The following is a 23,450-nucleotide window of genomic DNA, read 5'->3' on the forward strand; positions in this document are numbered from 1 at the left end:
GGTCACCGCATCTCGTCAGGTGCTGCCGTCCCGGTAATCCCGAGTCCCGACTTCAAAACGGATGCCACTGCCCTCACCAATCCCAGCCTGGCCACGGTCAATTCTCGGTTTTTATCGTTAACAAACCGTAAGCCGGTATTTTCCTTGCCCTTATTCCAGTGTCCGTGGAACACACCCGCAAGGTCATACAGGTAATATGCGACCCGGTGAGGCTCCTGCGAAACCGCTGCAGCCTCGATAATCCGGGGGTATTCGGCAAGTTTTGCCACCAGCTGCAACTCAGCCGGATCATCGATCAGTGACGCAATCTTGTCATCAAACTTCAGATTTGCAAGGTCGAGATCCGGATAGACTTCTCGCGCCTGCCGGTAAATTGATTCGCAGCGCGCATGCGCATACTGCACGTAAAAGACAGGATTGTCCTTCGAGTGCTCAGTCACTTTCGCGAAGTCGAAGTCGAGCGGTTCGGAATTCTTGCGATAGATCATCATGAAGCGGACCGGATCGCGGCCGACTTCATCCACCACGTCGCGCAGCGTGACGAAATCGCCGGAGCGCTTCGACATCTTCACCGGCTCGCCATCGCGGAAAAGCTTCACGAGCTGGCAGAGCAGAACCGTCAGATGGACAGCGCCGCCGGAGACCGCCTTGGCAACCGCTTCCAGCCGCTTGACGTAGCCGCCATGGTCCTGGCCCAGCACATAGATCATGTCGTTGAAGCCACGATCGTACTTGTTCTTGAAATAGGCAACGTCGGCGGCAAAATAGGTGAAAGTGCCGTCCGACTTCATCAGCGGACGGTCGATATCGTCGCCGACATCCGTCGAGCGAAACAGCGTCTGCTCGCGATCTTCCCAATCTTCCGGAACCTGTCCCTTCGGCGGCGGCAGCTTGCCCTTGTAGACATGGCCCTTGTAGGTCAGGTCATTGATCGCCGAGAGGATCGGGCCGCCATTGCCGTCATGCAGGGTCCGCTCCGAGAAGAAGACGTCATGATGGACATTCAGCGCCGCGAGGTCCTCACGGATCATCGCCATCATGGCGTCGATCGCCGTGTTCTTGACGATCGGCATCCACTGGTCTTCCGGCATGGCGCGCAGCTTCGTGCCATATTCATCCGCCAGCGCCTTGCCGACAGGTACGAGATAGTCTCCCGGATAGAGACCGGCCGGGATTTCGCCCACCTTGTCGCCCAGCGCCTCGCGGTAGCGCAGGTAAACGGACTTGGCGAGCACATCGATCTGCGAGCCGGCGTCGTTGATGTAATATTCTTTCGTCACCTCGTGACCGGTGAAGGCCAGCAGGTTCGCCAGAGTGTCGCCGACAACCGCGCCGCGGCAATGGCCGACATGCATGGGGCCGGTCGGGTTGGCCGAGACATATTCGACATTGACCTTGCGGCCCTTGCCGAGGTCGGAGCGGCCGAAACTCTCGCCGGACGACACCATGGCGGCCAGCAGCTTCTGCCAGTAGCCGGCTGCGAGACGGATGTTGATGAAGCCTGGACCGGCAACGCTGACATCCGCGATATCCGCATCGGCTTGCAGCTTTTCCACCACGAGGTTCGCGAAGTCACGCGGGTTCATACCGAGCGGCTTGCCGAGCAGCATCGCCACATTGGTCGAGACATCGCCATGGGCCGGATCGCGCGGGGCTTCGACCGTGATGCGCGAGAGATCGACACCGGCGCCCTTTTCCTTGAAGACATCGATGTCATTCAGGACAGCTTTGATCTTGTTGGCGAAGTCGTGAAAGATATTCATGGGTCTCGTTTCCTGCGGAAAACCGCTGCACAGGCTCGTGCGGGATGGTTCAATTGCGGCCGTCGCTATCGCAAATCCGGGGTGTGGTCAAACAATTGGCGGTGCGTCGCAATAGCATAGGTGTCCGTCATGCCGGCCAGATAGTCGCCGACCTGACGGGCCTTGGCGGCTTCCGGCAGCTCCGAAATGTGGTCGTACCAATGGTGCTTCCGCATCAGCTTCGGGTCGTCCATGAAGGCCTTGTAGAGGTCGGCGACGATATCGGCGGCACCCTTGCGGATACGCATGATTTCCGGATGGCGGTAGATGCGCGTGAAGAGCATCTTCTTGATCGCCTTGTCCGTCTCGCGCATCGCGTCGGAGAACTCGATCACCATCCGGTCGGCGTTGCGGATATCCTGCGCCGATTGCGGCTGAAGTTCTGCCAGCCGCTGCTGCGCGACGGAAATCACGTCCTCGATCATCCGCGTGATCTGGCGGCGCATGATCTCATGCGTGAAACGCGACGGGTCGAGCGCGGGGTAGAGCCCCCTTACCTCAGCCATCAGGCCGGCAAGGAACGGGATCTCTTCCAGCATCTCGAAAGTCAGATAGCCGGAGCGCAGACCATCATCAATGTCATGCGTATTATAGGCGATGTCATCGGCAATCGCGGCAGCCTGGGCCTCAAGGCTGGCGAAGCTCGAAATTTCCAGATCGTGCAGCGCGCAATAGTCGAGGATCGGCTGCGGGACCGGGCCCCGCGTGCCGTTGCCCTCTCTGTCCATCAAGGGGCCATTGTGCTTCACGAGCCCTTCGAGGCTTTCCCAGGTCAGGTTGATACCATCGAACTCGGCGTAACGGCGCTCAAGCTTGGTGACGAGGCGAAGCGACTGGGCATTGTGGTCGAAACCGCCATAGGGCTTCAGGCACTCGTCGAGCGCATCCTCGCCGGTGTGACCGAACGGCGTGTGGCCGAAATCGTGGACGAGCGCCACGCCTTCCGCCAAATCCTCGTCGAGCTTCATGGCGCGGGCAAGCGCCCGGGCGATCTGGGCGACTTCGATGGTGTGGGTCAGGCGCGTACGATAGTGATCGCCGTCATTGGCGATGAAGACCTGCGTCTTGTGCTTCAGACGACGAAAGGCGGTCGTGTGAACGATACGGTCGCGGTCGCGCTGGAAATCGCTGCGCGTCGGGCTCGGTGTCTCGGGATAAAGTCGTCCGCGTGTCGTCCACGGGTCTGCGGCATAGATGGCGCGTTCGCCGTAACCGAAACCAAGCCTGTTCCTGTCGAAAGTCATTTTCGCTCTGCAACTGTTCAATCTTCGGCCTACATAGCCTTCTGAAGCCGGGCTTGAAAGAAGTTCGCGCCGAATTTGCGGGCGGCCTCGCGAAAAACTTGACCGAACGCACAGGAAGAGATTGATCGCGATCGAAATTGCCCCCATTTTATGCGGGATTCCAACCAACCGCCGGACCTTGACCCCGGCCAAGGATGAAAACATGACCGAAGTCAACGTAACCATGACCGAAAGCGCGGCCAAGCGAATCGCCAAGATCATCGCGTCCGAGACCGACAAGAACGCGCTGCGCATCTCCGTCGAGGGCGGCGGCTGCTCCGGCTTTTCCTACAAATTCGACCTGACAGGAGACCGGCAAGATGACGATATCGTCATCGAGCGCGACAACGCGCGCGTGCTGATCGACCAGATGTCGCTCGTCTATATGGAAGGTTCGGAGATCGACTTCGTCGACAACCTGCTCGGCCAATCCTTCCAGATCAAGAACCCGAATGCGGTGGCCAGTTGCGGCTGCGGCACCAGCTTCGCCATCTGATACCTCCTCGCATAACAAGCGGACGCCATGAAGATTGTCACCTGGAACATCAACGGCGTCCGCGCCCGTATCGAAAATCTCTGCGCCTGGCTGAAGGAAAGTGATCCGGACATCGTTTGCCTGCAGGAAATCAAGTCGGTGGACGAGAACTTCCCGCGGCTCGAGATCGAAGCGCTTGGCTATCATGTCGAGACGCACGGCCAGAAGGGTTTCAACGGCGTTGCGATCCTCTCGAAAGTCTCGCCCGACGAGGTGACGCGCGGCCTGCCGGGTGACGATGCGGACGAGCAATCGCGTTTCATGGAGGCCGTATTCTCGACCGAGAAGGGCGCGCTGCGCGTCTGCTCGATCTATCTGCCCAACGGCAACCCGCCGGACGATCCGGTCAAATACCCTTACAAGCTGGCCTGGATGGCGCGGCTCGAAGCGTTTGCGAAGTCGCGGCTTGCGCTGGAAGAACCGCTGGTTCTGGCCGGCGACTATAACGTCATCCCCGAGCCGCATGATTGCTATGACCCTGCAGCCTGGGCGGGCGACGCCCTCTTCCTGCCGCAGACACGGCAGGCCTTCCGCCGCATCGAGAACCTTGGCTTCACCGATGCGCTCCGCGCCTCCAGCGATGGCGTGCCGGTCTATACGTTCTGGGACTATCAGGCCGGCGCCTGGCAGAAGAACAACGGCATCCGCATCGATCATCTGATGCTCTCGCCGGAGGCCGCCAACCGGCTGAAGTCGGTCGCGGTGGAAAAACATGTCCGCGCCTGGGAAAAGCCCTCCGACCATGTGCCGGTCGCGGGCTATTTCGATTTTTGAGACCGATCTGATCTGAGACGACATTCGCGTCTCAGCTATCCAGCATTTCCCGCACGGCCTGGGCCAGCTGCTTGAGCGAGAAGGGCTTGGGCAGGAAGCCGAACTTGGCGTCCTGCGGCAGGTTGCGGGCAAACGCGTCTTCGGCATAGCCGGAGACGAAGATGAACTTCATGTCCGGATATTTCTTGCGCAGCTCGCGCAGCAAGGACGGGCCATCCATTTCCGGCATCACGACGTCCGAGACGACGATATCGACCTTGCCGTCGAGCTCGTCCATGATGTCGAGCGCCTCGACGCCCGAACCCGCCTCGTGGACAGTATAGCCACGCGTTTCCAGCATGCGCTTGCCGCCGCGGCGCACCGCCTCTTCGTCCTCGACCAGCAGAACGACCGCCGAGTTGCCGGTCAGGTCCATCTCCTGCTCGTTGGCAGAGGCACCGAGAACCTTGTGTTCGGGTGCAGGTGCAGAGCCGTCCGCTGGCGCGCCGAGTGCCGGTGCTGCCGGCTGGGCCTGAACCTCCTGGATATGACGCGGCAGGAAGAGCTTGAACTTCGTGCCCTTACCGACTTCCGATTCCGGATAGATGTAGCCGCCGGACTGGCGAACGATGCCGTAGACCATGGCAAGGCCGAGACCCGTGCCTTTGCCGACTTCCTTAGTGGTAAAGAAGGGCTCGAAAATCTTATCCATGATCTCGGGGGCGATCCCGGTGCCGGTATCCTCCACCTCGACCATCACGAAGTCTTCCGCCGGCATACCGAGCAGGTTCATCGCCGGCACGTCTGCGCCGTTGATGTTGCGGGTGCGGATGGTGATCGTGCCGCCATTCGGCATCGCATCGCGGGCGTTGACGCAGAGATTGATCAAGACCTGCTCGAACTGCGACAGGTCGGTCTTCACCGGCCAGAGGTCGCGGCCATAATCGATTTCGAGCTTGACGTTGGATGAGGTCAGGCGATCGACGAGCATGCGCAGGTCGCCCACCACATCGGTCAGGTTCAGCACCGTCGGGCGCATCGTCTGCTTGCGCGAGAAGGCGAGCAGCTGGCGCACGAGAACGGCGGCGCGATTGGCGTTGCGCTTGATTTCCATCAGGTCGGCGAAGCTCGCATCCGACTGGCGCGCCTGCAGGAGCAGGTGGTCGGCAGAGAGGAGGATCGCTGTCAGCACGTTGTTGAAGTCGTGCGCGATGCCGCCGGCCAGTGTGCCCACCGCGTTCATCTTCTGCGTCTGGGCCATCTGCTGTTCGAGTTCCTTCTGCGCCGTGTTTTCCACGGCGTAGACGATGGCAGCCTCTTCCGGGGCTTCATCGCTCTGGTCGATGACGGCATTCACATAGAAGCGGAAATGGCGGCCTTCCTGGGCCGGATGGCGCGAATCGAAGGGCGCAATATTGCCTTGGCGATCGCGTGCAGCAGCCAACGCATCGGTTAGCATCTGGCGGTCGCCCTCGTGGACGATGCGCTCCAGCGGTGCGCCCTTCTCCACCTCGTCCCGGGAGACGATATCCGAGAAGAGCGTCATGAAGGGCGCATTGGTGCGCAGGATCTTGCCGGCTCCATCCACCGAGGCGATTGCCATCGGCGTGTTGTTGAAGAAGCGGTTAAATCGGGCGGAGGCGATGGAACCGGATTGCTGGGCGTCTCCAAGACCAGTGCGCTCCAGCACGATGGTCCGGCTGTCGCCCGGTGCGCCGTCGATGGTCGCGGATACCCGGTGAACGAGGCGGACCGGCAGGCCCTGCCCGTTCGTCTTGCGCATGTCAAGATCGATCGTTTCGGTCCGTTCGCGGCCGGGCTCGGCCTGGACGGACTGGAGTATGGCCAGTCCCTGCCCCGCCATCAATTGCGACAGGCTCAGGTTCCCCGGCTGGAAGGTGGTGAGATCGACGCCAAGCCAGCCGGCGAGCGTTGCGTTGATGTAGAAGATTTCCCCGCGCCTTCCGGCCGAAAGGAAGCCGGCGGGGGCATGGTCGAGATAATCGATGGCGTTCTGCAGCTCGCGGAAGAAGCGTTCCTGCTTCTCGCGCTCGGCCGTGATGTCGCTGATCTGCCATATGTAAAGCGGATGCTTGTCGCCATCGACGACCGGGAGAACACGCGCCTTGAGGCGATACCAGTGGCCGTCCGTCTTTGTGGTGGCCGACAGGCCGAGAGGCTTGCGCAGACGAAACTCCTCGAAGCCGCCCTTGCCCTCTCGCAGCGAATTGGCAAGGCGAAACAGCGCCTGATTCGAATCGGGATCACGCGAAAGCAGCGTTTCCAGCGTTTGCGTCGCGGCAACGGAACGCGCGCCCGTCAATTCGCCATAGGCACGATTGGCATAGATCACCCTGCCCTTGCGGTCCGTGACGATCGCGCCGTCAGGATGCGAATCAAGGAATGCATTGGCATAGGCCTCTGTGCGCGGCGCTGGCATGACCTCGATGAAACCGATGATCGCGGAGACGACGAAAAAGATGCCGCACATGGCGAAGACGCCGAGGATGCCCAGCACGATTTCGTTTTCCAGCTGGTCCTTAAAGACGACAAAGGCGAGCGCCGACAGCGTCAACGCTGCCGCAAGCACGACGATGCGCAGCCAGGTTCCCGCGCCCGCGGGTCTGTTCACGATCGGCGGATCATAATCGTCCGCCTGCTTGTACTGCGTCATCAATGCCCCTTTGTCTGCACCGCTTTCAGCCCTCTCCGATCATATCAGGAAGGAATCAACACGGAACCTCACCCAATTCACTAGGATTGCCCGCCAAGTTCAAGACCGCCCCGAAACCGCGGCGGCGCTTTTCAGGAAGCGGGCCCAGTTCTCCACCGGTCTTTTTGGGCCGGGCGCTTGCTTTTAAAACAAAAGCTTTTCAAATTGTTTTAGCGCAGGAATCAACCGGTTTGGAGGTCTTGCGCGGTCTCATGCAGGCGGCGGCATACATAGCAACATTCGGGTTGAGATGACAGCGCCACGCATGCATGTCTGGCGGGGCTTTAAGCGTTTCATGCCGGTTTTTCGGACCGGTTTTATCGGGGTTTTGCGTACCATGTCGTCCTTGCTCACCGCCTGTCGCGGGTGCGGCGATATGAGTCCCATGGGTGTGCGATTAGGGGTTAGGGACAAATGGACTTCTTGAACGGGCAAACGGCGACGAATTTCGTGATCGCGGTCGCCGTCGTTGGCCTCGGACTGATCGCTTATGCGGGTGTCCTGAAATATTTGCGCGAGCGCCCCGTATCGCCCCTTCTCGGCATGACCGGACGTGAGCGCGCCAAGCGGCTCGCCGTGATCGATGCAGCTGTGGTGGATACCCGCCGGCGCGTGGTGCTGATCCGTCGCGACAATGTGGAGCACCTTGTTCTGATCGGCGGTCCGACAGATGTGGTGATCGAAAGCCGCATCGGACTCGAGGAACCCACGGCAGCAACGGCTGCGGTCGCTGCGGCAGCAGCCCTGCAACGCCGGAGCGAATCGCAGGAAGCGGTGGGCGAGACCCAGCAGCGCCGCGCGGCACCGCAGCGCCAGCCGCAAGCGACCCGGACGCAGCCCGTTCAACAGCCCGCCAACAACTGGGACCATGAACAACTTCCCGAGGTGGCGGACGAAGACACCTATAATTACGGTGCCAGCGCAGCCTTCGATGCAAAGGAATTCCCGGCATCGGCACAGGCTCCGGCCTATCATCCCGAGCCCGCCGCAATGCCGGCATCTGCATCTGCACCTGCACCCGAGCCTGCCAAGCCCTCTGCCGCAGCGGTCGCAGAAGCGAATGCAGAATCGATTATCGAAATGCTGCGCTCGCGCATCCTGAATGATGCTGCTGCGACAGCGTCGCTGCAGGCAGCGCGCCAGGCGGAAGCCTCGCGCCGTCAGGTTTCGACCTTCGAGCGCCTGCTGAGCGAACGCATGCAAGCCAATGACCGCCAGCCGGCAGTAACGCCACGCAGCGCACAGCGCACTGTTGCTGCCGCGGCACCGGGTGTCGGGCCCGCCTCGGCCCGTGCATCCGCCGCCGCCGCACAGCAATTGCCGCTGGCGCGCGAGGTTGCAGCTGAAAAGCCGCGCACTGAAGCCGCGCTTGAGATGGAAGTCGCGCGCATTCTGGAAGAGCTGCAGACGCGCCGCAAGCAGAAGCAAACGCCCTGAGTTCGCCCCAGGCTGCGTGACCTCATCAGATCAAACAGGAAGGGCGCGTTGCCATCGCAGCGCGCCCTTACTTTTTTGTCAGTCGACCTTGGCTGTCGGCGAAGGCTTAGCGGCAAAGCCGGTTGATGAAATTCTCGGTCTCGGTGATGACCGCCGTCATCTTGGCGAGATGGGCTGCATCACATGCGCCGGCTTCCATCTCTTCGGCGAATTTCGACAGCGGGAAAGCGCCGACGGCTTCGGCGGCCCCTTTCAGGCGATGCGCCGTTGCGACGCGACCATTCTGATCGGCGGACGACAGTTCGGCGAGGCACTGACGGGCCTGGCGGGCGAAAATCTTGAGAACCTCCAGTTCAACCGTGCGATCGCCCATGGTCTGGCGCGCCAGGTGAACGAGATCGATCGGTTTGGAGGCGGACGGGCTGTAGCCCTTCGGCGCTTCAGGGGCGGCGAACGCAATGCTATAAGATGCCATGACCTGTTTTCCTTTTATCGTTATAGTTTGAACCCGATCCGCGGGTGCAAGCGCATGAAAGCAACGGAAAATCGCCATCGGATTAAAAATGGGCGGAAACTGGACGGAAAACTAAAATCATGGTTAACATCCTCTAAACGTCCGGAATTGGTGGAGAATTGGTGATCGGCTGCGAGGATCGGCAGCGCACGGCGAAAGCCCCGCACTAATAAGGACTCCTCTCTTGACCGGCATTTAAGCTATTGTGCCGGAACGATACGGTCGTAGAGTGCGGGCGCATGGCGTCCCGCATGAAGACAGGGTCGGAAGGACGTGGATAAGGCGCTAGCCGCCCTGTCCCGAATGATGACAGGTGGTCAAGCGTAAGGCGTACATGATAAGGTGCGCCAAGGACCCTGACCGCGACGTCAGGTTACGGTGGATAGAGCCGGTCAGGCGGGTTAACCCGAAGACAAGAAAAGGCTATTCATCGAAGCTTGTGCAAGGCTTGGCGGATCGGGATGCGGCAGCTTCTTCATCCGTCATCGAGTAGAGTGCGTAACGAGGCGTAAAAAGCATGGCGACAAAAAAGGGCAACGAACCTGTTGAACAGGCTGCGTTTGACGCTTTGGAGAAAGCCCTCCAGATCGACTTTGACGAGACCGCCAAGCCGAAGGCCGCTTCGCAGCCGGCGAGCAATTATGCGCGCTCGGGTGAAGGGAGATCTGCAAGGTCCATGAGCTCAGAGTCCGCCTCCGAAGCCCGGCCTGATTTCGCACGCGAGCTCGGCCCGGAACCGGCGCCGAAGTCGCCTTACCTCGCTCCCGCCAACGATCCATCGGGCCGTACCTCCTCGTCGCTGCTTCGCTCTCTCGACACGCGCGCCGGCCGCAGCGTCATCCGCAGCGCCATGCTGTTTGCCTCGGTCTGGATCGTCATTTCGATCGCGCTGGGCTATCTTGCCCTTTCGACGCCAAAGGCAGGCGCTGAAAATGTCGCCAGCACGATCACCAGCCCCGGCTTTCTCACGCTTGCCGGCATCGTCATTATCCCGGTTCTGCTGATCATCGGTTTCGGTCTCATTCTGGGCCGTGCGCAGGAAATGCGCTCCGCCGCCCGCTCCATGGCTGAAGTCGCGCTGCGGCTCAGCGAGCCGGAAACCATGGCCTCGCAGCGCATCATGACCATCGGCCAGGCCGTTCGTCGCGAAGTCTCGGCTATGAGCGAAGGCATCGAACGCACGATCGCCCGCGCTACCGAACTGGAAACGCTCGTCCATTCCGAAGTGAACGCGCTGGAGCGCAGCTATTCGGAAAACGAGGTGCGTGTGCGGACGCTCGTCAACGAACTGAGCGCCGAGCGCGAAGCCATCATCAATCATTCGGAACGCCTGCGCTCTTCGATTTCCGGCGCGCATGACAGCCTCGCCTCCGACATGCGGGGCGCTGCCGAATCACTGACGGCGCAGATGGCGATCACGGGCGAAGCCTTCGCCTCGATGATCGACACCCGCGCAGCTCTCCTGATGGAGAAGTCCGAAACGGCTGCAAGCACGATCGGCACGATGCTTGCCACCCAGTCGGATACGTTGCTGTCAACGCTGAACTCCGCCGGCTTTGCGCTGGCCAACGAGTTCGACACGCGTCTTGAAGAACTGAGCTTTGCCCTGACCAACCGCGGCAATGAGCTCCTGTCGCAGTTCGAAACCCGCGCCTCGACGCTCGACCAGAACACGACCAAGCTGAATGCGGCGCTGGCCGAACGGACGCGTCAACTGAATGAAACGCTGATCTCCCGCACGCAGGAAATCAATGACAGCCTCGCCGTCGGGCAGAGCGCGATCGTCACCGGGCTCGACGACCTAATTGCCTCGCTCAACACCGCGCTGGACGAAAAGGGCGCATCCTTCCGCCAGAACCTCAAGTCGGCCGCCGACGAGGCGGTCATGGATATGGATCTGCGTACGGGCTTCTTCGAAGAAAAGCTGGAATCGACCATCGGCAGCGTCAGCACCGCCTTTGATGACCGCTTCTCGGCCTTCAGCGAAGCCTTCGACCGCCGCGCGGCCGAGCTGGGCCACAAGCTGAACGACAGCCTGGAACGCGTGACAAGTACTGTCGGAACGCATCAGGACGCCATGCAGGGCCTGCTTGGCACCAGCATTGAGCGGCTGAGTTCTGCTTTGTCCGACCAGTCCTTCGCGCTGGCCACCACGCTCAGCACGGGCCAGGAGATGATCGAGAACACGATCAGCCAGCACAGCCAGTCGCTCAGCCAGTCGGTCAACGAGGTGCATGTCCGGATCGACAATGTTCTCGCCGAACGCTCGACTGCCCTCTTCGGCGGCCTCGACGAAGCCCGCAACCAGTTCACTTCCGAATTCAGCACCCGTGCAGCGTCGCTCGAAACGGCCCTTTCGGAAGGCCAGCAGCGCATCTTCACAGGGATCGACCAGGCGCGCAACCATCTGAGCACCGAGTTCAACATCCGCGCTGCATCGCTCGAAGAAGCGCTGATGGGCGGCGAGGAACGCATCGCCACGATCATGACGGAAGGCACGTCGCAGCTTTCCAACTCGCTGATTGCGCACGAGGAAGCCTTCGACCGCGCCTTCGAGGAGCGCCGCAATTCGATCGAAAGCGTCATCACGCGCGGCGCCGACAGCATTGCCGGCGCGCTGGATGAAGGCGAAGCAAGCCTGCAGTTGTCTATCGGCATTGCCTCCGACACGCTGCGCAGTACGCTTGACGACCGCATCGCCAGCATGGAGACGACCTTCGCCGAAAGCACCGGCCGTGCGGCGGGCGCAATCGAGGCCGGCCTCGAGCGCGTCAACGCGGCCTTCGCGGAAGGCTCCAGCGAGGCCGTCACCCGTTTCGAAGCCACGATCACGCGTACGGAAACGCTCTTCACGTCCGGTCTCGACGAGACGGCCAGCGCGATCCAGACGAGCATCGACCGCGCCGAGGCGATGTTTACCGACAATCTCGAAAAGACGGCCACGATCTTCACGGCCGGCCATGCCAAGGCGGAAGATCTGCTGTCGCAGACGGTTGCCGTTTCCGCGCAGACGATGTCGGCCAATATCGAGAATCTCGAAGGCGTTCTGCGTAATCACGAAGACACGCTTTCCGGCACTATCAGCAACGGTCAGGAGCGCTTCGCGGCCATGCTGCAGGGCGGCCATGCCCAATTCGACGTCACCGTGAACTCGGGCATCAACGAGATGAGCCGCATGTTCTCGGCGAGCCACGGAAACATCGCCGACACGATCTCGAATGGGATCGGTCAGCTTGGCGACACGCTCAACGAACAGGCAACCGCCATCGGCGCCTCGATCGCCGCGGCGACCGGCATGCTGGAAATGTCGCTGGAAGAGCGCGAACATGCTCTGCGCGACGCCGTCGAACAGAGCGCGGCCCGCCTCAACGAAAGTGTGCTCGGCACGACCGGCACGGTGGCCGGCCGCTTCTCCGATGCAACGCGCGAAATCGATCAGCTGGCAGCCACGGTCAGCGGGCGTATGGATACCGCTCTCGATAATATCGCGTCGCATCTCAGTGAATCCGGCGGCAAGATCGAGACCTCGCTCTCGGCTCTCGAAGGGCGAGTCCGCACCACAAGCGAAAAGGTGGCAAGCCTTGCCAGCGAAGCCGGCGAGCGGCTGGCCTCGACCATCGATCAGAAAACGTCAGGCCTTGTCTCCTCGCTCTCCGCTGCGGCAACGGAAGTGACCAATATCATCGGTCAGGAAGCCTATAAGGTTACCTCCAATCTTGCCGAAACGACAAACCGCTTCACCAGCGAGACGGCTGCCCGCGCCGAGGAACTGGCGCAGCTTGCAGTCGCCCGCGCCGAAGAGCTGGCCCGCGAGGCTGCCCAACGGGCCGAAGCGCTGGCAAGCCAGGCGGCACAGCGCGCCGACGAACTTACCGGTCGTGTCGTTCAGGCCGACCAGGAACTTGCCCAGCGCGGCGAGTCCATCGCCCGCGGCCTCAGCGATGCCGAGCGCGCGCTGGCCGCCCGCCACGAAACCATCCGCAACACGCTGGATGAGCGCACCCGCGAACTGAACTCGATGCTCGCCGGTCGCGCCGAAGAGATGTCGAAGCTCATCGAAACGCGCGCTCAGCCGGCAGCCGATCTCCTGGCCAATGCCAGCGCGACCGCCGCTGCACGCATCTCCAGTGCCGCCGAAAACAGCGCCGCGCAGATCCGCAAGGAAAACGATGCGCTCATCGCCGCCCTCACCTCGCGGACCGGCGAAGCGCTCGACGCCATCAGCCAGCGCACGACGGAAACGACCGAAGCCCTCAACGCGACCGAAACCAGCCTGCGCGACAATGTCTCCAGCCTCATCAACCAGCTGCAGGCATCGAACCGCAATCTGGCGGAAGTTCTCGACGTGTCGGCAACCACGCTTTCGGCCGCCGACAGCCGCCTCGATCAGACGGCAAGCCGTATAGGGTCCGAAGCCGCCAAGGCTGCGGATGTGATGACAGCCGCGACCCGCCTTCTCGAAGGCAAGTCGGAAAAGCTGGTCGATCTGTCGAATAACACGCTCGGCCAGATCGCCGGTATTTCGGGCCGCTTCGACGACCATGCCCGCGTCCTCAGCCAGGCCTCCGAACTGGTGTCGGCCGCCCAGTCGAACCTTGCCTCGACGCTGGAAGAGCGTCAGCAGGCGCTGCGCGATCTCTCCATCGGCCTGATCGGCCGCTCCGAGGAAATCGAGCGCACCATGCGTTCGCTCGGCGCTCTGGTGGGCGATGCCATGGCGGAAGTCGAAGAGCGGACGGGTCACATTGCCACCAATCTGCGCTCCAGCCTTGCCAGCTCCTATGCGGATGCCGATCGCGTTCTTTCGGCCGCAGAACTACGCTCGCAGGAAGCTGCCCAGACGCTGCGCCAGTCACTGACCGAAGCGACCGAGGAAGCCGGCCGTGCCCTCAACGGCGCGCTCAGCCAAGCCGAACGCCGCGCCAACGAGATTGCCGCGAGCCTGCGCGGCGGCATCACCGGAACGGTTTCGGACATCGACCGCCTGCTCGCCGAAACGGGCATGAAGTCGGAGGCGACTAGCCAGCGTATGCGCGACGCCATGAAGTCGGCTGTCGAAGAGGCTGTCGGCCGCTTCTCGGGCGCGACGGAAGAAGTCCGCAAGGCAGCGACCGACATCCGCCGCGAACTCGACATGACCCGCGCCGAAGTCAAGCGCGGTGCCTTCGATCTTCCGGAAGAAGCCAAGGAAAGCGCGGCCAATATGCGCAAGGCCGTGTCCGAGCAGATCAAGGCGCTGCAGGACCTCTCGCGCATCATCTCGCGCGGTCAGGAACTGTCGACCGTTTCACGTCCGGCAGCTGCCGTCGCAACCGCTGCCGCTCCGGCCTACCAGCCGCAGGCCGCTGTCTATCAGCCGGCCCCGGCTCAGCCCGTGCGCCAGGAAGCGCCGGTCGCCCGCCAGCCCGCAGCCGTGATTGACGCGCCGGCACCGCGCGCCGCCGTACAGCCGCAGGCGCAGCAGCCCGCTCCGCAGCAGGGTGGCTGGATCAGCGATCTCCTCAAGGGCGCAGCTCGCGAAGAGGCGCAGTTCGAGCGTCGAGCCGCCCAGCCGGCACCGGCCGCCCGCAACCCGCGTCATGTCGTCGAAAGCCTGAACTCGCTTTCGGTCGACATCGCCCGTGCGATCGACCATGACGCCTCCGTCGACCTGTGGCGTCGCTACCAGCGCGGCGAGCGCGACATCTTCACGCGTCGCCTCTACACGCTGAAGGGTCAGGAGACGTTCGACGAGATCAAGCACAAGTATGAGCGCGAAGGCGAGTTCCGCGCCGCCGTGGACCGCTACATCGCCGATTTCGAAAACCTGCTGTCCGATGTCGCCCGCAACGATCCGGACAAGACCATCACGCAGTCGTACCTGACCTCCGATACCGGCAAGGTCTACACGATGCTGGCCCACGCTGCGGGTCGCCTGCGGTAAGCAAGGTCTTCAGGCCCAACACGTATCGAACCCCGGCAGCGGCCTCGCTACCGGGGTTTTTCTTTGACCGATTTGCTGGGGCAATTCATTTGAACCCTGGGCATGCGCGGGAACGGCAGCCGCTCGGGTGCAATATCCGGGATGCGTCGAGACGCGCTCTTTCACGCGCATATCAGCATGAGGGCGGGCAAACTTCCGGCCGAGGAAGACATCGGTGCAGACGCAACCCGAGGCGCGCTGACATGGAAACAAAACCGGGAGATTACTTTCAATCAGACAATGGCAGGTCGCCCGCCGGCGCATTTCATCTGCGCTATGTGCAACGCATGAAAAACCCCGGCAGCGGGCAGCTGCCGGGGATCGATGTCGATTGAGAGAGGTTTGCTTTACCGGTTGGCAACCGGGCGGACGAGCGGCGTGATGCGCCGGATCGTCACGCGGCGGTTTTCGGCAGACGGACCGCTGGTCTGAACCTTGAGGAACCGCTCGCCATAGCCCTGGGTCACCAGGTTTTCCGGCGGGATGTTGTAAAGCTCGGACAGGGCGATCGCGACCGATTCCGCGCGGCGGTCGGAGAGAACGAGATTCGCCTGATCCGCGCCGACAGCATCGGTGTGACCTTCGATGAGGAAGGTTTCGCCCGGGTTCTTGTCGATGATCTTCTTCATCGCATCGGCGATCCGCTTCATGGAAGCTGCTTCGTTCATCGATACATCCGCGCTGCCGGTGGCAAAGTGGATCGTGTCGAGGTCGATGCGCCGCATTTTGTCGCGGATACGGGCCGAGTAGCGGACCTCATCCAGCGAATAGACACGTTCGACCCGTTCCACCGGCGGCTCGCGCAGGAAGTCGTAGTAGTCCGGGTTGCGGGCATTCGACGTGTCGATGATGTATTCATCGACCGGGATGTCGAGCTGCATGGGCGGCAGGTCGAGCGACGGATCGCGGAAGACCCGTTCGCGGTCGGGCCGCTGCTGCAGATCGGGATCGTAGAACAGCACCGTCTCACGGCCATCGCGACCGATGCGCGAACGCTGGATGACGTCGCCATAACGGTTCCGGATCGTCACGATCATCACACCATTGGGGCGCTCGATCGTTTCGCGCGTCCGGCCGCCGGGCAGCTGGTCATAATAGGTGTCCTCGGCCCCACGGCTGAAGCGATCGCTGTCGCCGCCGCGTACGATCATCTGGCCGAGAATGTTGAGAACATCGCGACCATCGACCCGGCCCTCCAGCCGCGCATCGGACGGCGCATCGTAACGCGGTGGGGCCTGCATGCGCTGACCACGATCCCACCCGGCCGAGTTGGGCGCAAGCGGCGGCGGGGGCGGCGGCGGTGCCTTGCCGAGCGGAGCCTGAGCATCGGCGTCAGACTTCGGCGGCGGCGGCGGCGGGGCCGTCGGCGCACTACCGGGAGCCGGCGGCGGTGGTGGCGGAGCGATCGCCGGTGCGCTGCCAGGAGCCGGCGGCTGGACGGCATTCGGTTGGGCGGCGGGCGCGACGGTCGGCGCGGGCTTCGCGCTGTCGAGCACGGGAGCCTGCTTGGCACTGTCAGGCGCAGGCGCCTGCTGGCCTGCCGGTGCGGCAGCCGGGGCCTGTCTGGTCGTGGCAGCAGGTGCAGGGGCTTCGCCAGCAGGCTGAGGCTTCGCCGCGTCGCCCGGCTGAGCGGGCGTCTCCGCAGCCGGTGCCAGCTTCTGTGCCGGCTTGGCGTCGGGTGCTGCCTGTGCTGGAGCCTTCTGCGCGTCAGGCTTCGGCGCAGCGGGTTTCGGCTCGGCAGGCGGCTTGGGAGCCTCGGCCGCAGGCTTCTCGGCCGGGTTTTCTAAAGGCTTGGGCTCAGCAGGCTTGGGCGCTTCAGCGGCCGGTTTTTCAGCCGGCTTGGCTTCAGGCACAGGTTTAGGGGCCTCGGCTGCAGGCTTGGGAGCCGGAGCGGCGGGCTTTTCCTCTGGAGGCTTGGCTTGCGCGTCCGGCTCCGGCGGGCGCTTCTTTTCAGGCTTCGGAGCTTCATCGACCGGAGCCGGTGCCTCTGCCTTCGGCGCGGCAGGCTTGGGGGCCTCTGCCTTTGGCGGCTCTGGCGCTACGGGCTTCGGCGCTTCAGCCTTGGGTTCGGGCTTTGGCGGCTCAGCCTTCGGCGGTTCAGGTTTCGGTGCTTCCGGCTTGGGCGGCTCGGGCTTCGGCTCTGCCAGCGGCTTTTCGCCAGGGGCCTCCGGCTTCTTCTTGCGCTCAGGCTGGCCGTCTTCGCCCGGCGGCGGCTCGGGCTTCGGCTCTTCGGCCTGGGCGACGTTCCGGACGGCAACCGGCTGGCTCGCCATATCGTGAAGGTTCAATCCGGCGCCAGCAGGCGCGCTGGGCTGCGACCAAGCCCCCAACACGGGCGAATTTGCCGCGTAGGCCGGAGGAAGCGCCACGGGGAACGCTGCGAGCGACACGAAGACGTGAGTGAGAAGGTGTTTCCTGGCTTTCATCGGTTTTCCTTTGGGCGCCGGTAATTTCAATCGAAAACTGGAACGTGAATGTGACGTTTTCGTTCCAGATGATCGTGAAGGCTATGCCGCCGCCATGAACGGGCGCTGAACGCAATGTTCATCTTTCGGCAGGGCCATGTCGGCGAAGCGGCTGAGAAAGCACGAGCAATTTGCAGCGGGCGTGCATATTCCTGTTGCATTTTTTTCAGAAAGAGTCCGAATATCGCCGGCAAGGTGAAAGGAAGTTTTCACCTGACCGATAGGGCCCTCGTCGAGGCAGAGCTGCCGCACGACAGGCCCGATATTCCGGCCTCGCAGATATCCGGCGTCCAAAGAGATAACAAAAGACGCCAACCAACAGAGAGGATGACCATGGCATTTTCCCGCAAAATCGCAACCGCTGCAGCACTGGCGCTGACGCTTTTCGCCGGCGCATCGCAGGCCGCCGACAAGCTCGTCATCGGCACGGACTCCACCTACCCGCCCTTCGAATATCAGGATGCCAGCGGCAAGTTCCTTGGCTTCGAAATGGATCTCGGCCGGGCGATCTGCGCCCAGATGAAGGTCGAGTGCACCTTTGTCAGCCAGGACTTCGACGGTATCATCCCCGCGCTCCAGGCCAAGAAATTCGATATGATCATGTCCTCGCTGTCGATCACCGACGAGCGCAAGAAGCTGGTCGATTTCTCCGACAGGATCTTCAACACGCCACCGGCCGTGGCCGTTCCGAAAAACAGCCCGATCAAGAGCGCTGCCGATCTGAAGGGCAAGACGCTCGGCGCACAGACCTCGACGACATTCGCCAACTATGCCGAAAAGCATATGCCCGACGCTCAGCTGAAGCTCTACCCGACATCGGAAGAATACAAGCTCGACATGTCGTCGGGCCGTCTTGATGCCGTCATCGATGACGCCGTCGTTCTGGGCGAATGGGTCAAGGGCAAGGACGGAGATTGCTGCAAGATCCTGGAACGGCTGCCCAATGACAAGCAGATCATCGGCGAAGGCATGGGTATTGCCGTGCGTAAGGGCGACGATGCGCTGCGTGAAAAGCTGAACAAGGCGATTGCCGCGATCCGCGCTGACGGAACCTACAAGAAGATTGCGGACCAGTATTTCGACTTCGACGTATACGGCCAGTGATCGTTGACGATCTGAAATTCAGCGGGCGGGAGGCTTGTCCTTCCGCCCGTTTTGCTTGAGTATCCTAAAGATAACAAGATCGCTGCACGGCAGCGGCAGGGGAAAGTCCGGATGAGCGACATGGTGTCGGCGATCCTAAATGTCATTGATCCATTCTGCGGCCCGGTGGGCGTCTTCACACTTTTCGCTGGCAAGGGAATTCTTTCCTGCGGCGATACCGGATGGGGAGACAAGCTCGCCTCCGGTGTCTATGTGACGGCAAGCCTTGCGCTTCTGACCCTGCCCTTCGGATTGCTGCTCGGGTTTCTGGTGGCGCTGGGGAAGCGCTCGGACGACGCCTATGCACGGCTTGCCGCCAATATCTACACAACCATCTTCCGCGGGCTGCCGGAGCTGCTGACGCTCTTCATCGTCTATTACGGGCTGCAAATCCTCATAGAGAAGGGACTGACGGCGGCCGGCATGAACGAGCGCTTTGAAATCAACGCCTTCTTCGCGGGCATGATCGCGCTCAGCGTCGTCTTCTCCGCCTATTGTTCTGAAGTGCTGCTGTCTGCCTTTCAGGCCATCCCGCGCGGACAATATGAGGCAGGCGCGGCGCTGGGCATCCGCCCGGCCAAGACGATGGTGCTCGTCATCATCCCGCAGCTGGTCCGCATTGCCCTTCCCGGCCTCGGAAATCTCTGGATGTCACTGCTCAAGGACACAGCGCTCGTTTCGGTCATCGGGCTCAGCGATATCCTGCGCGAGACCGGGGTCGCAGCGAAATCGACAAAGGAACCGTTCTTGTTTTTCGGGATTGCCTGTCTGCTCTTCCTTTTGTTGGCCATCATCTCGTCGTTCTTCTTCTCGCGCATCGAAATTTGGGCGCGCCGTTCGGAGGCCGCGCGATGAGTCATATCACCACGCTTCTTCCGCCCCTGCCCGCTCCGCCAGCTGCAGCCAAGCCGCTGAGTGGAGCGCGGATTGCCGGAATGCTCTTCATGGCCCTCTGGATCCTGCTGTTCGGCGGCATTGCCCTGATGATGTATTTCGGCTGGGACTGGGATAAATTCGCCAAATACGGGCCGCGCTATATCAGCGGCCTGCAGGTGACGCTTGGGCTCGTCGCCGCCTCGATCGTCGCGGGCGCCGTTCTATCGTTTCCCCTCGCCTTTGCCCGCATGTCGACGAACCGGGTCCTGTCCGGCATCGCCTATGTCTATGTGTATCTTTTCCGGGGCACACCGCTGCTGGCACAGGTGTTCCTGATCTATTACGGGCTTGGAAGCTTCAGGCCGCAACTGGAAGCCGTGGGTCTGTGGTCCTTCTTCCGCGATGCGTGGAACTGCGCCTTTTTCTCCTTCGCGCTCAACACCGCGGCCTATCAGGCGGAAATCCTGCGCGGAGCGATCGAGAGCGTGCCGCGCGGCCAGCGCGAGGCAGCCGCCTCGCTGGGCATCAATACTCGCATCTCGTTCTGGAAGATCATCATGCCGCAGGCGCTCATCGTGGCGCTGCGTCCCTATGGCAACGAGATCATCCTCATGGTGAAGGCGTCCGCCATCGTGGCCATCGTGACCGTCTACGATCTGATGGGCGAGACGAAATATGCCTTTTCGCGAACCTTCGATTACCAGACCTATCTGTGGGCGGCGATTTTCTATCTCGTCATCGTCGAGATTCTGCGCAACCTCTGGAACGTGCTGGAAGCCCGGCTGACGCGGCATCTGAAACGGTAAAGCCTTGGCAGCAATCTCTTCATGAGGCTGCTAGCCTCATGAATTATAACGATAAAACCTTGACAGGGAGCAAGCAGTTAAGGGGCGGTCAACCATCCAGGCGCAGACTGGATGCGTCATCATTTCGTCATCAAAGACATGGGGTTGTCATGAACGAAGAAATGAAACTGCAACTGAAAGGCTATGGACTGACGACGGCCGAGATCCTCTACCGGATGCCCGACCACCCGAGCGTGCTGCAGAGCTATCTCTGGCAGCATTACGATCTGGCTCCGGACTTTCCGGAAATGAAGAACTTCCTGAAGTTCTGGCGGGAAAAACTGGACGGACCGCTGCACTCCGTCCGTTACGTCCATCGCAAGCTGATCTCGGCCACCGAATGGAGGGCACTCTCCGGCGAGTTCATCATCAACTGATCGGTGAAATTCAGGTTGCGGGAACGTGAGGCAGGCCCTAAAAGCGCCTCATGGCAAAAGCACCTGCAAAAATCGACGAAGAGGCCCTCGCAGAGGCCTATAACCGCGCACTCGCGCTCGAGAAAGCCGGCGACCTGGACGCAGCCGAAAAGGCTTACGCGCAGGTTCTGGCGCTGGACCCGGAAGACCATGGCGGCGCAGCCGTGCGTCTGGCGGCAATCGGTCGCGGCGAGACGCCGATCAAGGCGCCCGATGCCTATGTCGAGACGCTGTTCGATCAGCATGCGGAAGCCTTCGAGGACATTCTTGTCGACCAGCTCGGCTATTGCGTGCCGATGATGATCCGGCAGAAGCTGCAGGAACTGGGGCTTGGTCCATTCGACAGCATGCTTGACCTTGGCTGCGGCACCGGCCTCACCGGCGGCGCGATGCGCGATATGGTCAATGGCGAGATCGTCGGTCTGGACCTCTCCGAAAACATGGTCGAAATCGCCCATGAAAAGGATCTCTACGAAACGCTTTATGTGGCCGAAGGCGTCGACTATCTCGACGACAACGAGGATGGTCCGTTTGCTCTCGTAACGGCTGCCGATGTGCTGCCCTATATCGGTGCGCTGGAGCCCCTGTTCTTCGGCGTCGCTGAAAATCTGGAAGATGGCGGACTTTTCGTCTTTTCCTCGGAGACCCGTCCGGAAGCAGAGGTCGGCCCGCTCGGCTACAAGGTCGGCGCGAGCCAGCGCTTTGTCCATTCGCAAGGCTATGTGACGGAGCGCCTTTCGGCGACCGGCTTCGAGCTTGTGTCGATGACGGATATCAATGTCCGCATGGAAAATGGCGAGCCTTCGCCCGGACATCTTGTGGTGGCACGGTTGAAGGGCGAGTGAGCCCGTCTCACACCACCGGTCCGGGCTCTGCCATCTCAGAGTGAAGGATCTGGTCGAGACGCTTCAGCATGCCGTTGGCGACCTCGCGCTCGCCCATGATCACCGTGTCGGCTCCCAGGTTGGTCAGATGCTCGACCTCGGCATCGGAATGGGCGCGGGCAATGACGAGCAGACGGCCGTTCATCTTCTTGGCGCTTTCCACGATATAGCCCGCCTCAAACGCATCGGGGATGGCCACGACGAGGCTTCGGGCACGCGCGATATTGGCAAGCGATAGAAGGCCGGCCGAGGCGGCATGGCCTGCAATCGCGTCAATGCCTTCCGCATGCAGGTCGCTGACCAGCGTGTCAGACTCCTCGATGACGACGAAGGGAATCTTCGCCGTCTTGAGGTTGGCCGCCACGATCCGGCCCACACGCCCATAGCCGACCAGGACGCAGTGTCCGTCGTGCTGGACGGGCGCTCGGGTATCCTCCTCTTCGGTCGCCTGCTCGACCGGTTCCGCGGGGGCTGCGGTCTCGGTCTGGGGCGTTTTGCGCGCGGCGCGCCGGGCCGCGACATCCTCAAAGCGCGGGCGCAGGCGTTCGGTCAGGTAGAACATCAGCGGGTTGAGGACGATCGAGATGATCGCGCCCGCGAGAATGAAGTCGCGCCCCTCCTCCGGCAGCAGTTTCAGCCCGACGCCGAGTTCGGCCAGAATGAAGGAAAACTCGCCGATCTGCGCAAGGCTCGCCGAAATGGTTAGCGCCGTCGAGATACCCTTTCGGAACAGGACCACGATCAGGAAGGCTGCAGCCGACTTGCCGATGACGATGATGAAGACGGTGGCGAGGATCGCCAGTGGCTCGCGCAGCAGGATTGTCGGATCGAACAGCATGCCGACCGAGACGAAGAAGAGCACAGAGAACGCGTCGCGCAGCGGCAGGCTTTCGCGCGCGGCACTGTGCGACAGCTCGCTTTCGGACAGAACCATGCCGGCAAAGAAGGCGCCCAACGCCAGCGACACACCGAAGAGCTGGGACGCCCCGAAGGCGACGCCGAGCGCGATGGCCAGGACGCCAAGGCGGAACAGTTCGCGCGAGCCGGTATGTGCAATGCGATGGAGAATCGCCGGAATGACCTTGCGTCCGAACACCAACATGACCGCCACGAAGAGCGCCACCTTGAGCAGCGTCAGCCCTATTAACCCGCCAATGCCGATATCCATGCCGCTCATTTCGACCAGCGCCACGGCCAGCGGATCGGACAAACGTTCGCCACTGCCCACAGAGGCCACAGCCGGAATGAGAACGAGCGCCAGAACCATCGCCAGGTCCTCGACAATCAGCCAGCCCACCGCAATGCGTCCCTTTGCGGTCTCCACCATGCGCCGCTCCTGCAGCGCCTTGAGGAGAACAACCGTGGAGGCCACCGAGAGCGCGAGACCGAAGACAAGGCTGCCGCCTGTCGGCCAGCCCATGAGATAACCCATGCCCCAGCCGAGAAGCGTGGCGAAGCCGATCTGCACAATCGCTCCCGGCACGGCAATGACCCGCACGGACAAGAGATCCTTCAGTGAAAAGTGCAAACCGACGCCGAACATGAGGAGAATGACGCCGATTTCGGCAAGCTCTGGCGCAAGGTTCTGATCCGCCACGAAGCCGGGCGTATAGGGGCCGACCAGAATGCCGGCGACGAGGTAGCCCACCAGCGGCGGAAGACGGAAGCGATGCGCAATCGCTCCGAGAATAAACGCCAGCACGAAGCCCCCGACCAAGGTTGAAATAAGGGGCGTGGCGTGCGGCATGAGCGTCTCCATCTTGGCGGGCGGCTGGAAAAATGATAATTTTGGTCTATATCGATAGATATGGGTATTTCTTGG

General features: G+C 61.9%; 16 protein-coding genes. 10 read left to right on the top strand and 6 right to left on the bottom strand.

The genetic code is table 11. The features are described 5' to 3' along the window. Positions 1–2: 2 nt before the first annotated feature. Positions 3–1,763, bottom strand: a complete 1,761-nt coding sequence (gene argS / locus LQK83_RS05010) for an arginine--tRNA ligase (protein ID WP_230836134.1) — start codon at positions 1,761–1,763, stop codon at positions 3–5. A gap of 65 nt (positions 1,764–1,828) precedes the next feature. Then, positions 1,829–3,046, bottom strand: coding sequence for a deoxyguanosinetriphosphate triphosphohydrolase (locus LQK83_RS05015; RefSeq protein ID WP_230836135.1), 1,218 nt, complete (start codon positions 3,044–3,046; stop codon positions 1,829–1,831). Between the two features lie 202 nt (positions 3,047–3,248). Here LQK83_RS05015 and erpA point away from each other — a divergent pair, with 202 nt between their 5' ends. Both erpA and xth read left to right on the top strand, forming a co-directional pair. Further along, on the top strand, positions 3,249–3,581 hold the full coding sequence (gene erpA / locus LQK83_RS05020; protein WP_230836136.1) for an iron-sulfur cluster insertion protein ErpA: 333 nt from the start codon (positions 3,249–3,251) through the stop codon (positions 3,579–3,581). Positions 3,582–3,608: 27 nt separating this feature from the next. Then, positions 3,609–4,394 (top strand): exodeoxyribonuclease III, encoded by a 786-nt coding sequence (xth, locus tag LQK83_RS05025; RefSeq protein WP_230836137.1) that lies wholly within the window; start codon positions 3,609–3,611, stop codon positions 4,392–4,394. 31 nt (positions 4,395–4,425) lie between these two features. Here xth and cckA read toward each other — a convergent pair whose 3' ends face one another. Further along, complete coding sequence (gene cckA, locus LQK83_RS05030) at positions 4,426–7,047, bottom strand: cell cycle histidine kinase CckA (protein ID WP_230836138.1); 2,622 nt, start codon at positions 7,045–7,047, stop codon at positions 4,426–4,428. 453 nt (positions 7,048–7,500) lie between these two features. Between cckA and LQK83_RS05035 the strand changes: the two genes are divergently transcribed. Next, entirely contained in the window at positions 7,501–8,523 is a 1,023-nt protein-coding gene (locus tag LQK83_RS05035) for a flagellar biosynthetic protein FliO (RefSeq protein ID WP_230836139.1), read from the top strand. Between the two features lie 106 nt (positions 8,524–8,629). Here LQK83_RS05035 and LQK83_RS05040 read toward each other — a convergent pair whose 3' ends face one another. Next, entirely contained in the window at positions 8,630–8,998 is a 369-nt protein-coding gene (locus LQK83_RS05040; protein ID WP_230836140.1) for an Hpt domain-containing protein, read from the bottom strand. 715 nt (positions 8,999–9,713) lie between these two features. Here LQK83_RS05040 and LQK83_RS05045 point away from each other — a divergent pair. Both LQK83_RS05045 and LQK83_RS21600 read left to right on the top strand, forming a co-directional pair. After that, entirely contained in the window at positions 9,714–14,960 is a 5,247-nt protein-coding gene (locus LQK83_RS05045; RefSeq protein ID WP_230836141.1) for a hypothetical protein, read from the top strand. Between the two features lie 242 nt (positions 14,961–15,202). Further along, positions 15,203–15,334 (top strand): hypothetical protein, encoded by a 132-nt coding sequence (locus tag LQK83_RS21600; protein ID WP_269065230.1) that lies wholly within the window; start codon positions 15,203–15,205, stop codon positions 15,332–15,334. A gap of 12 nt (positions 15,335–15,346) precedes the next feature. Here the strand turns inward: LQK83_RS21600 and LQK83_RS05050 are convergent, their stop codons facing one another. After that, complete coding sequence (locus tag LQK83_RS05050) at positions 15,347–17,425, bottom strand: OmpA family protein (RefSeq protein ID WP_230836142.1); 2,079 nt, start codon at positions 17,423–17,425, stop codon at positions 15,347–15,349. A gap of 372 nt (positions 17,426–17,797) precedes the next feature. On the opposite strand from LQK83_RS05050, the gene LQK83_RS05055 reads away from it, so the two are divergent. The 5 genes from LQK83_RS05055 (at position 17,798) to LQK83_RS05075 (ending at position 21,589) form a co-directional block, all read left to right on the top strand. After that, on the top strand, positions 17,798–18,568 hold the full coding sequence (locus LQK83_RS05055) for a lysine/arginine/ornithine ABC transporter substrate-binding protein (protein ID WP_230836143.1): 771 nt from the start codon (positions 17,798–17,800) through the stop codon (positions 18,566–18,568). 111 nt (positions 18,569–18,679) lie between these two features. After that, a complete protein-coding gene (locus LQK83_RS05060) occupies positions 18,680–19,462 on the top strand; it encodes an ABC transporter permease (RefSeq protein WP_230836144.1) in 783 nt (260 codons plus the stop codon). Beyond that, entirely contained in the window at positions 19,459–20,289 is an 831-nt protein-coding gene (locus LQK83_RS05065; RefSeq protein ID WP_230836145.1) for an ABC transporter permease, read from the top strand. The genes LQK83_RS05060 and LQK83_RS05065 overlap by 4 nt, the downstream gene beginning before the upstream one ends. 149 nt (positions 20,290–20,438) lie before the next feature. After that, a complete protein-coding gene (locus tag LQK83_RS05070; protein ID WP_109857835.1) occupies positions 20,439–20,705 on the top strand; it encodes an usg protein in 267 nt (88 codons plus the stop codon). Positions 20,706–20,755: 50 nt separating this feature from the next. Then, the gene (locus tag LQK83_RS05075; RefSeq protein WP_230836146.1) at positions 20,756–21,589 is read left to right on the top strand and encodes a class I SAM-dependent DNA methyltransferase; all 834 of its coding nucleotides are present in this window, start codon (positions 20,756–20,758) and stop codon (positions 21,587–21,589) included. Positions 21,590–21,596: 7 nt separating this feature from the next. On the opposite strand, the gene ybaL is transcribed toward LQK83_RS05075, so the two are convergent. Then, positions 21,597–23,375 (bottom strand): YbaL family putative K(+) efflux transporter, encoded by a 1,779-nt coding sequence (ybaL, locus tag LQK83_RS05080; protein ID WP_230836147.1) that lies wholly within the window; start codon positions 23,373–23,375, stop codon positions 21,597–21,599. Between the last annotated feature and the right edge of the window lie 75 nt (positions 23,376–23,450).

It is taken from the genome of Rhizobium sp. C1, from assembly GCF_021026335.1.
In the GTDB taxonomy this organism is placed as follows: Bacteria; Pseudomonadota; Alphaproteobacteria; order Rhizobiales; family Rhizobiaceae; genus Ensifer_A.

What these genes read in the sequence shown, in the direction of transcription:
- argS (WP_230836134.1), bottom strand. Translation starts at nt 1,763, where the DNA reads ATGAATATCTTTCACGACTTCGCCAACAAGATCAAAGCTGTCCTGAAT.
- LQK83_RS05015 (WP_230836135.1), bottom strand. Translation starts at nt 3,046, where the DNA reads ATGACTTTCGACAGGAACAGGCTTGGTTTCGGTTACGGCGAACGCGCC.
- erpA (WP_230836136.1), top strand. Translation starts at nt 3,249, where the DNA reads ATGACCGAAGTCAACGTAACCATGACCGAAAGCGCGGCCAAGCGAATC.
- xth (WP_230836137.1), top strand. Translation starts at nt 3,609, where the DNA reads ATGAAGATTGTCACCTGGAACATCAACGGCGTCCGCGCCCGTATCGAA.
- cckA (WP_230836138.1), bottom strand. Translation starts at nt 7,047, where the DNA reads ATGACGCAGTACAAGCAGGCGGACGATTATGATCCGCCGATCGTGAAC.
- LQK83_RS05035 (WP_230836139.1), top strand. Translation starts at nt 7,501, where the DNA reads ATGGACTTCTTGAACGGGCAAACGGCGACGAATTTCGTGATCGCGGTC.
- LQK83_RS05040 (WP_230836140.1), bottom strand. Translation starts at nt 8,998, where the DNA reads ATGGCATCTTATAGCATTGCGTTCGCCGCCCCTGAAGCGCCGAAGGGC.
- LQK83_RS05045 (WP_230836141.1), top strand. Translation starts at nt 9,714, where the DNA reads ATGAGCTCAGAGTCCGCCTCCGAAGCCCGGCCTGATTTCGCACGCGAG.
- LQK83_RS21600 (WP_269065230.1), top strand. Translation starts at nt 15,203, where the DNA reads ATGGAAACAAAACCGGGAGATTACTTTCAATCAGACAATGGCAGGTCG.
- LQK83_RS05050 (WP_230836142.1), bottom strand. Translation starts at nt 17,425, where the DNA reads ATGAAAGCCAGGAAACACCTTCTCACTCACGTCTTCGTGTCGCTCGCA.
- LQK83_RS05055 (WP_230836143.1), top strand. Translation starts at nt 17,798, where the DNA reads ATGGCATTTTCCCGCAAAATCGCAACCGCTGCAGCACTGGCGCTGACG.
- LQK83_RS05060 (WP_230836144.1), top strand. Translation starts at nt 18,680, where the DNA reads ATGAGCGACATGGTGTCGGCGATCCTAAATGTCATTGATCCATTCTGC.
- LQK83_RS05065 (WP_230836145.1), top strand. Translation starts at nt 19,459, where the DNA reads ATGAGTCATATCACCACGCTTCTTCCGCCCCTGCCCGCTCCGCCAGCT.
- LQK83_RS05070 (WP_109857835.1), top strand. Translation starts at nt 20,439, where the DNA reads ATGAACGAAGAAATGAAACTGCAACTGAAAGGCTATGGACTGACGACG.
- LQK83_RS05075 (WP_230836146.1), top strand. Translation starts at nt 20,756, where the DNA reads ATGGCAAAAGCACCTGCAAAAATCGACGAAGAGGCCCTCGCAGAGGCC.
- ybaL (WP_230836147.1), bottom strand. Translation starts at nt 23,375, where the DNA reads ATGCCGCACGCCACGCCCCTTATTTCAACCTTGGTCGGGGGCTTCGTG.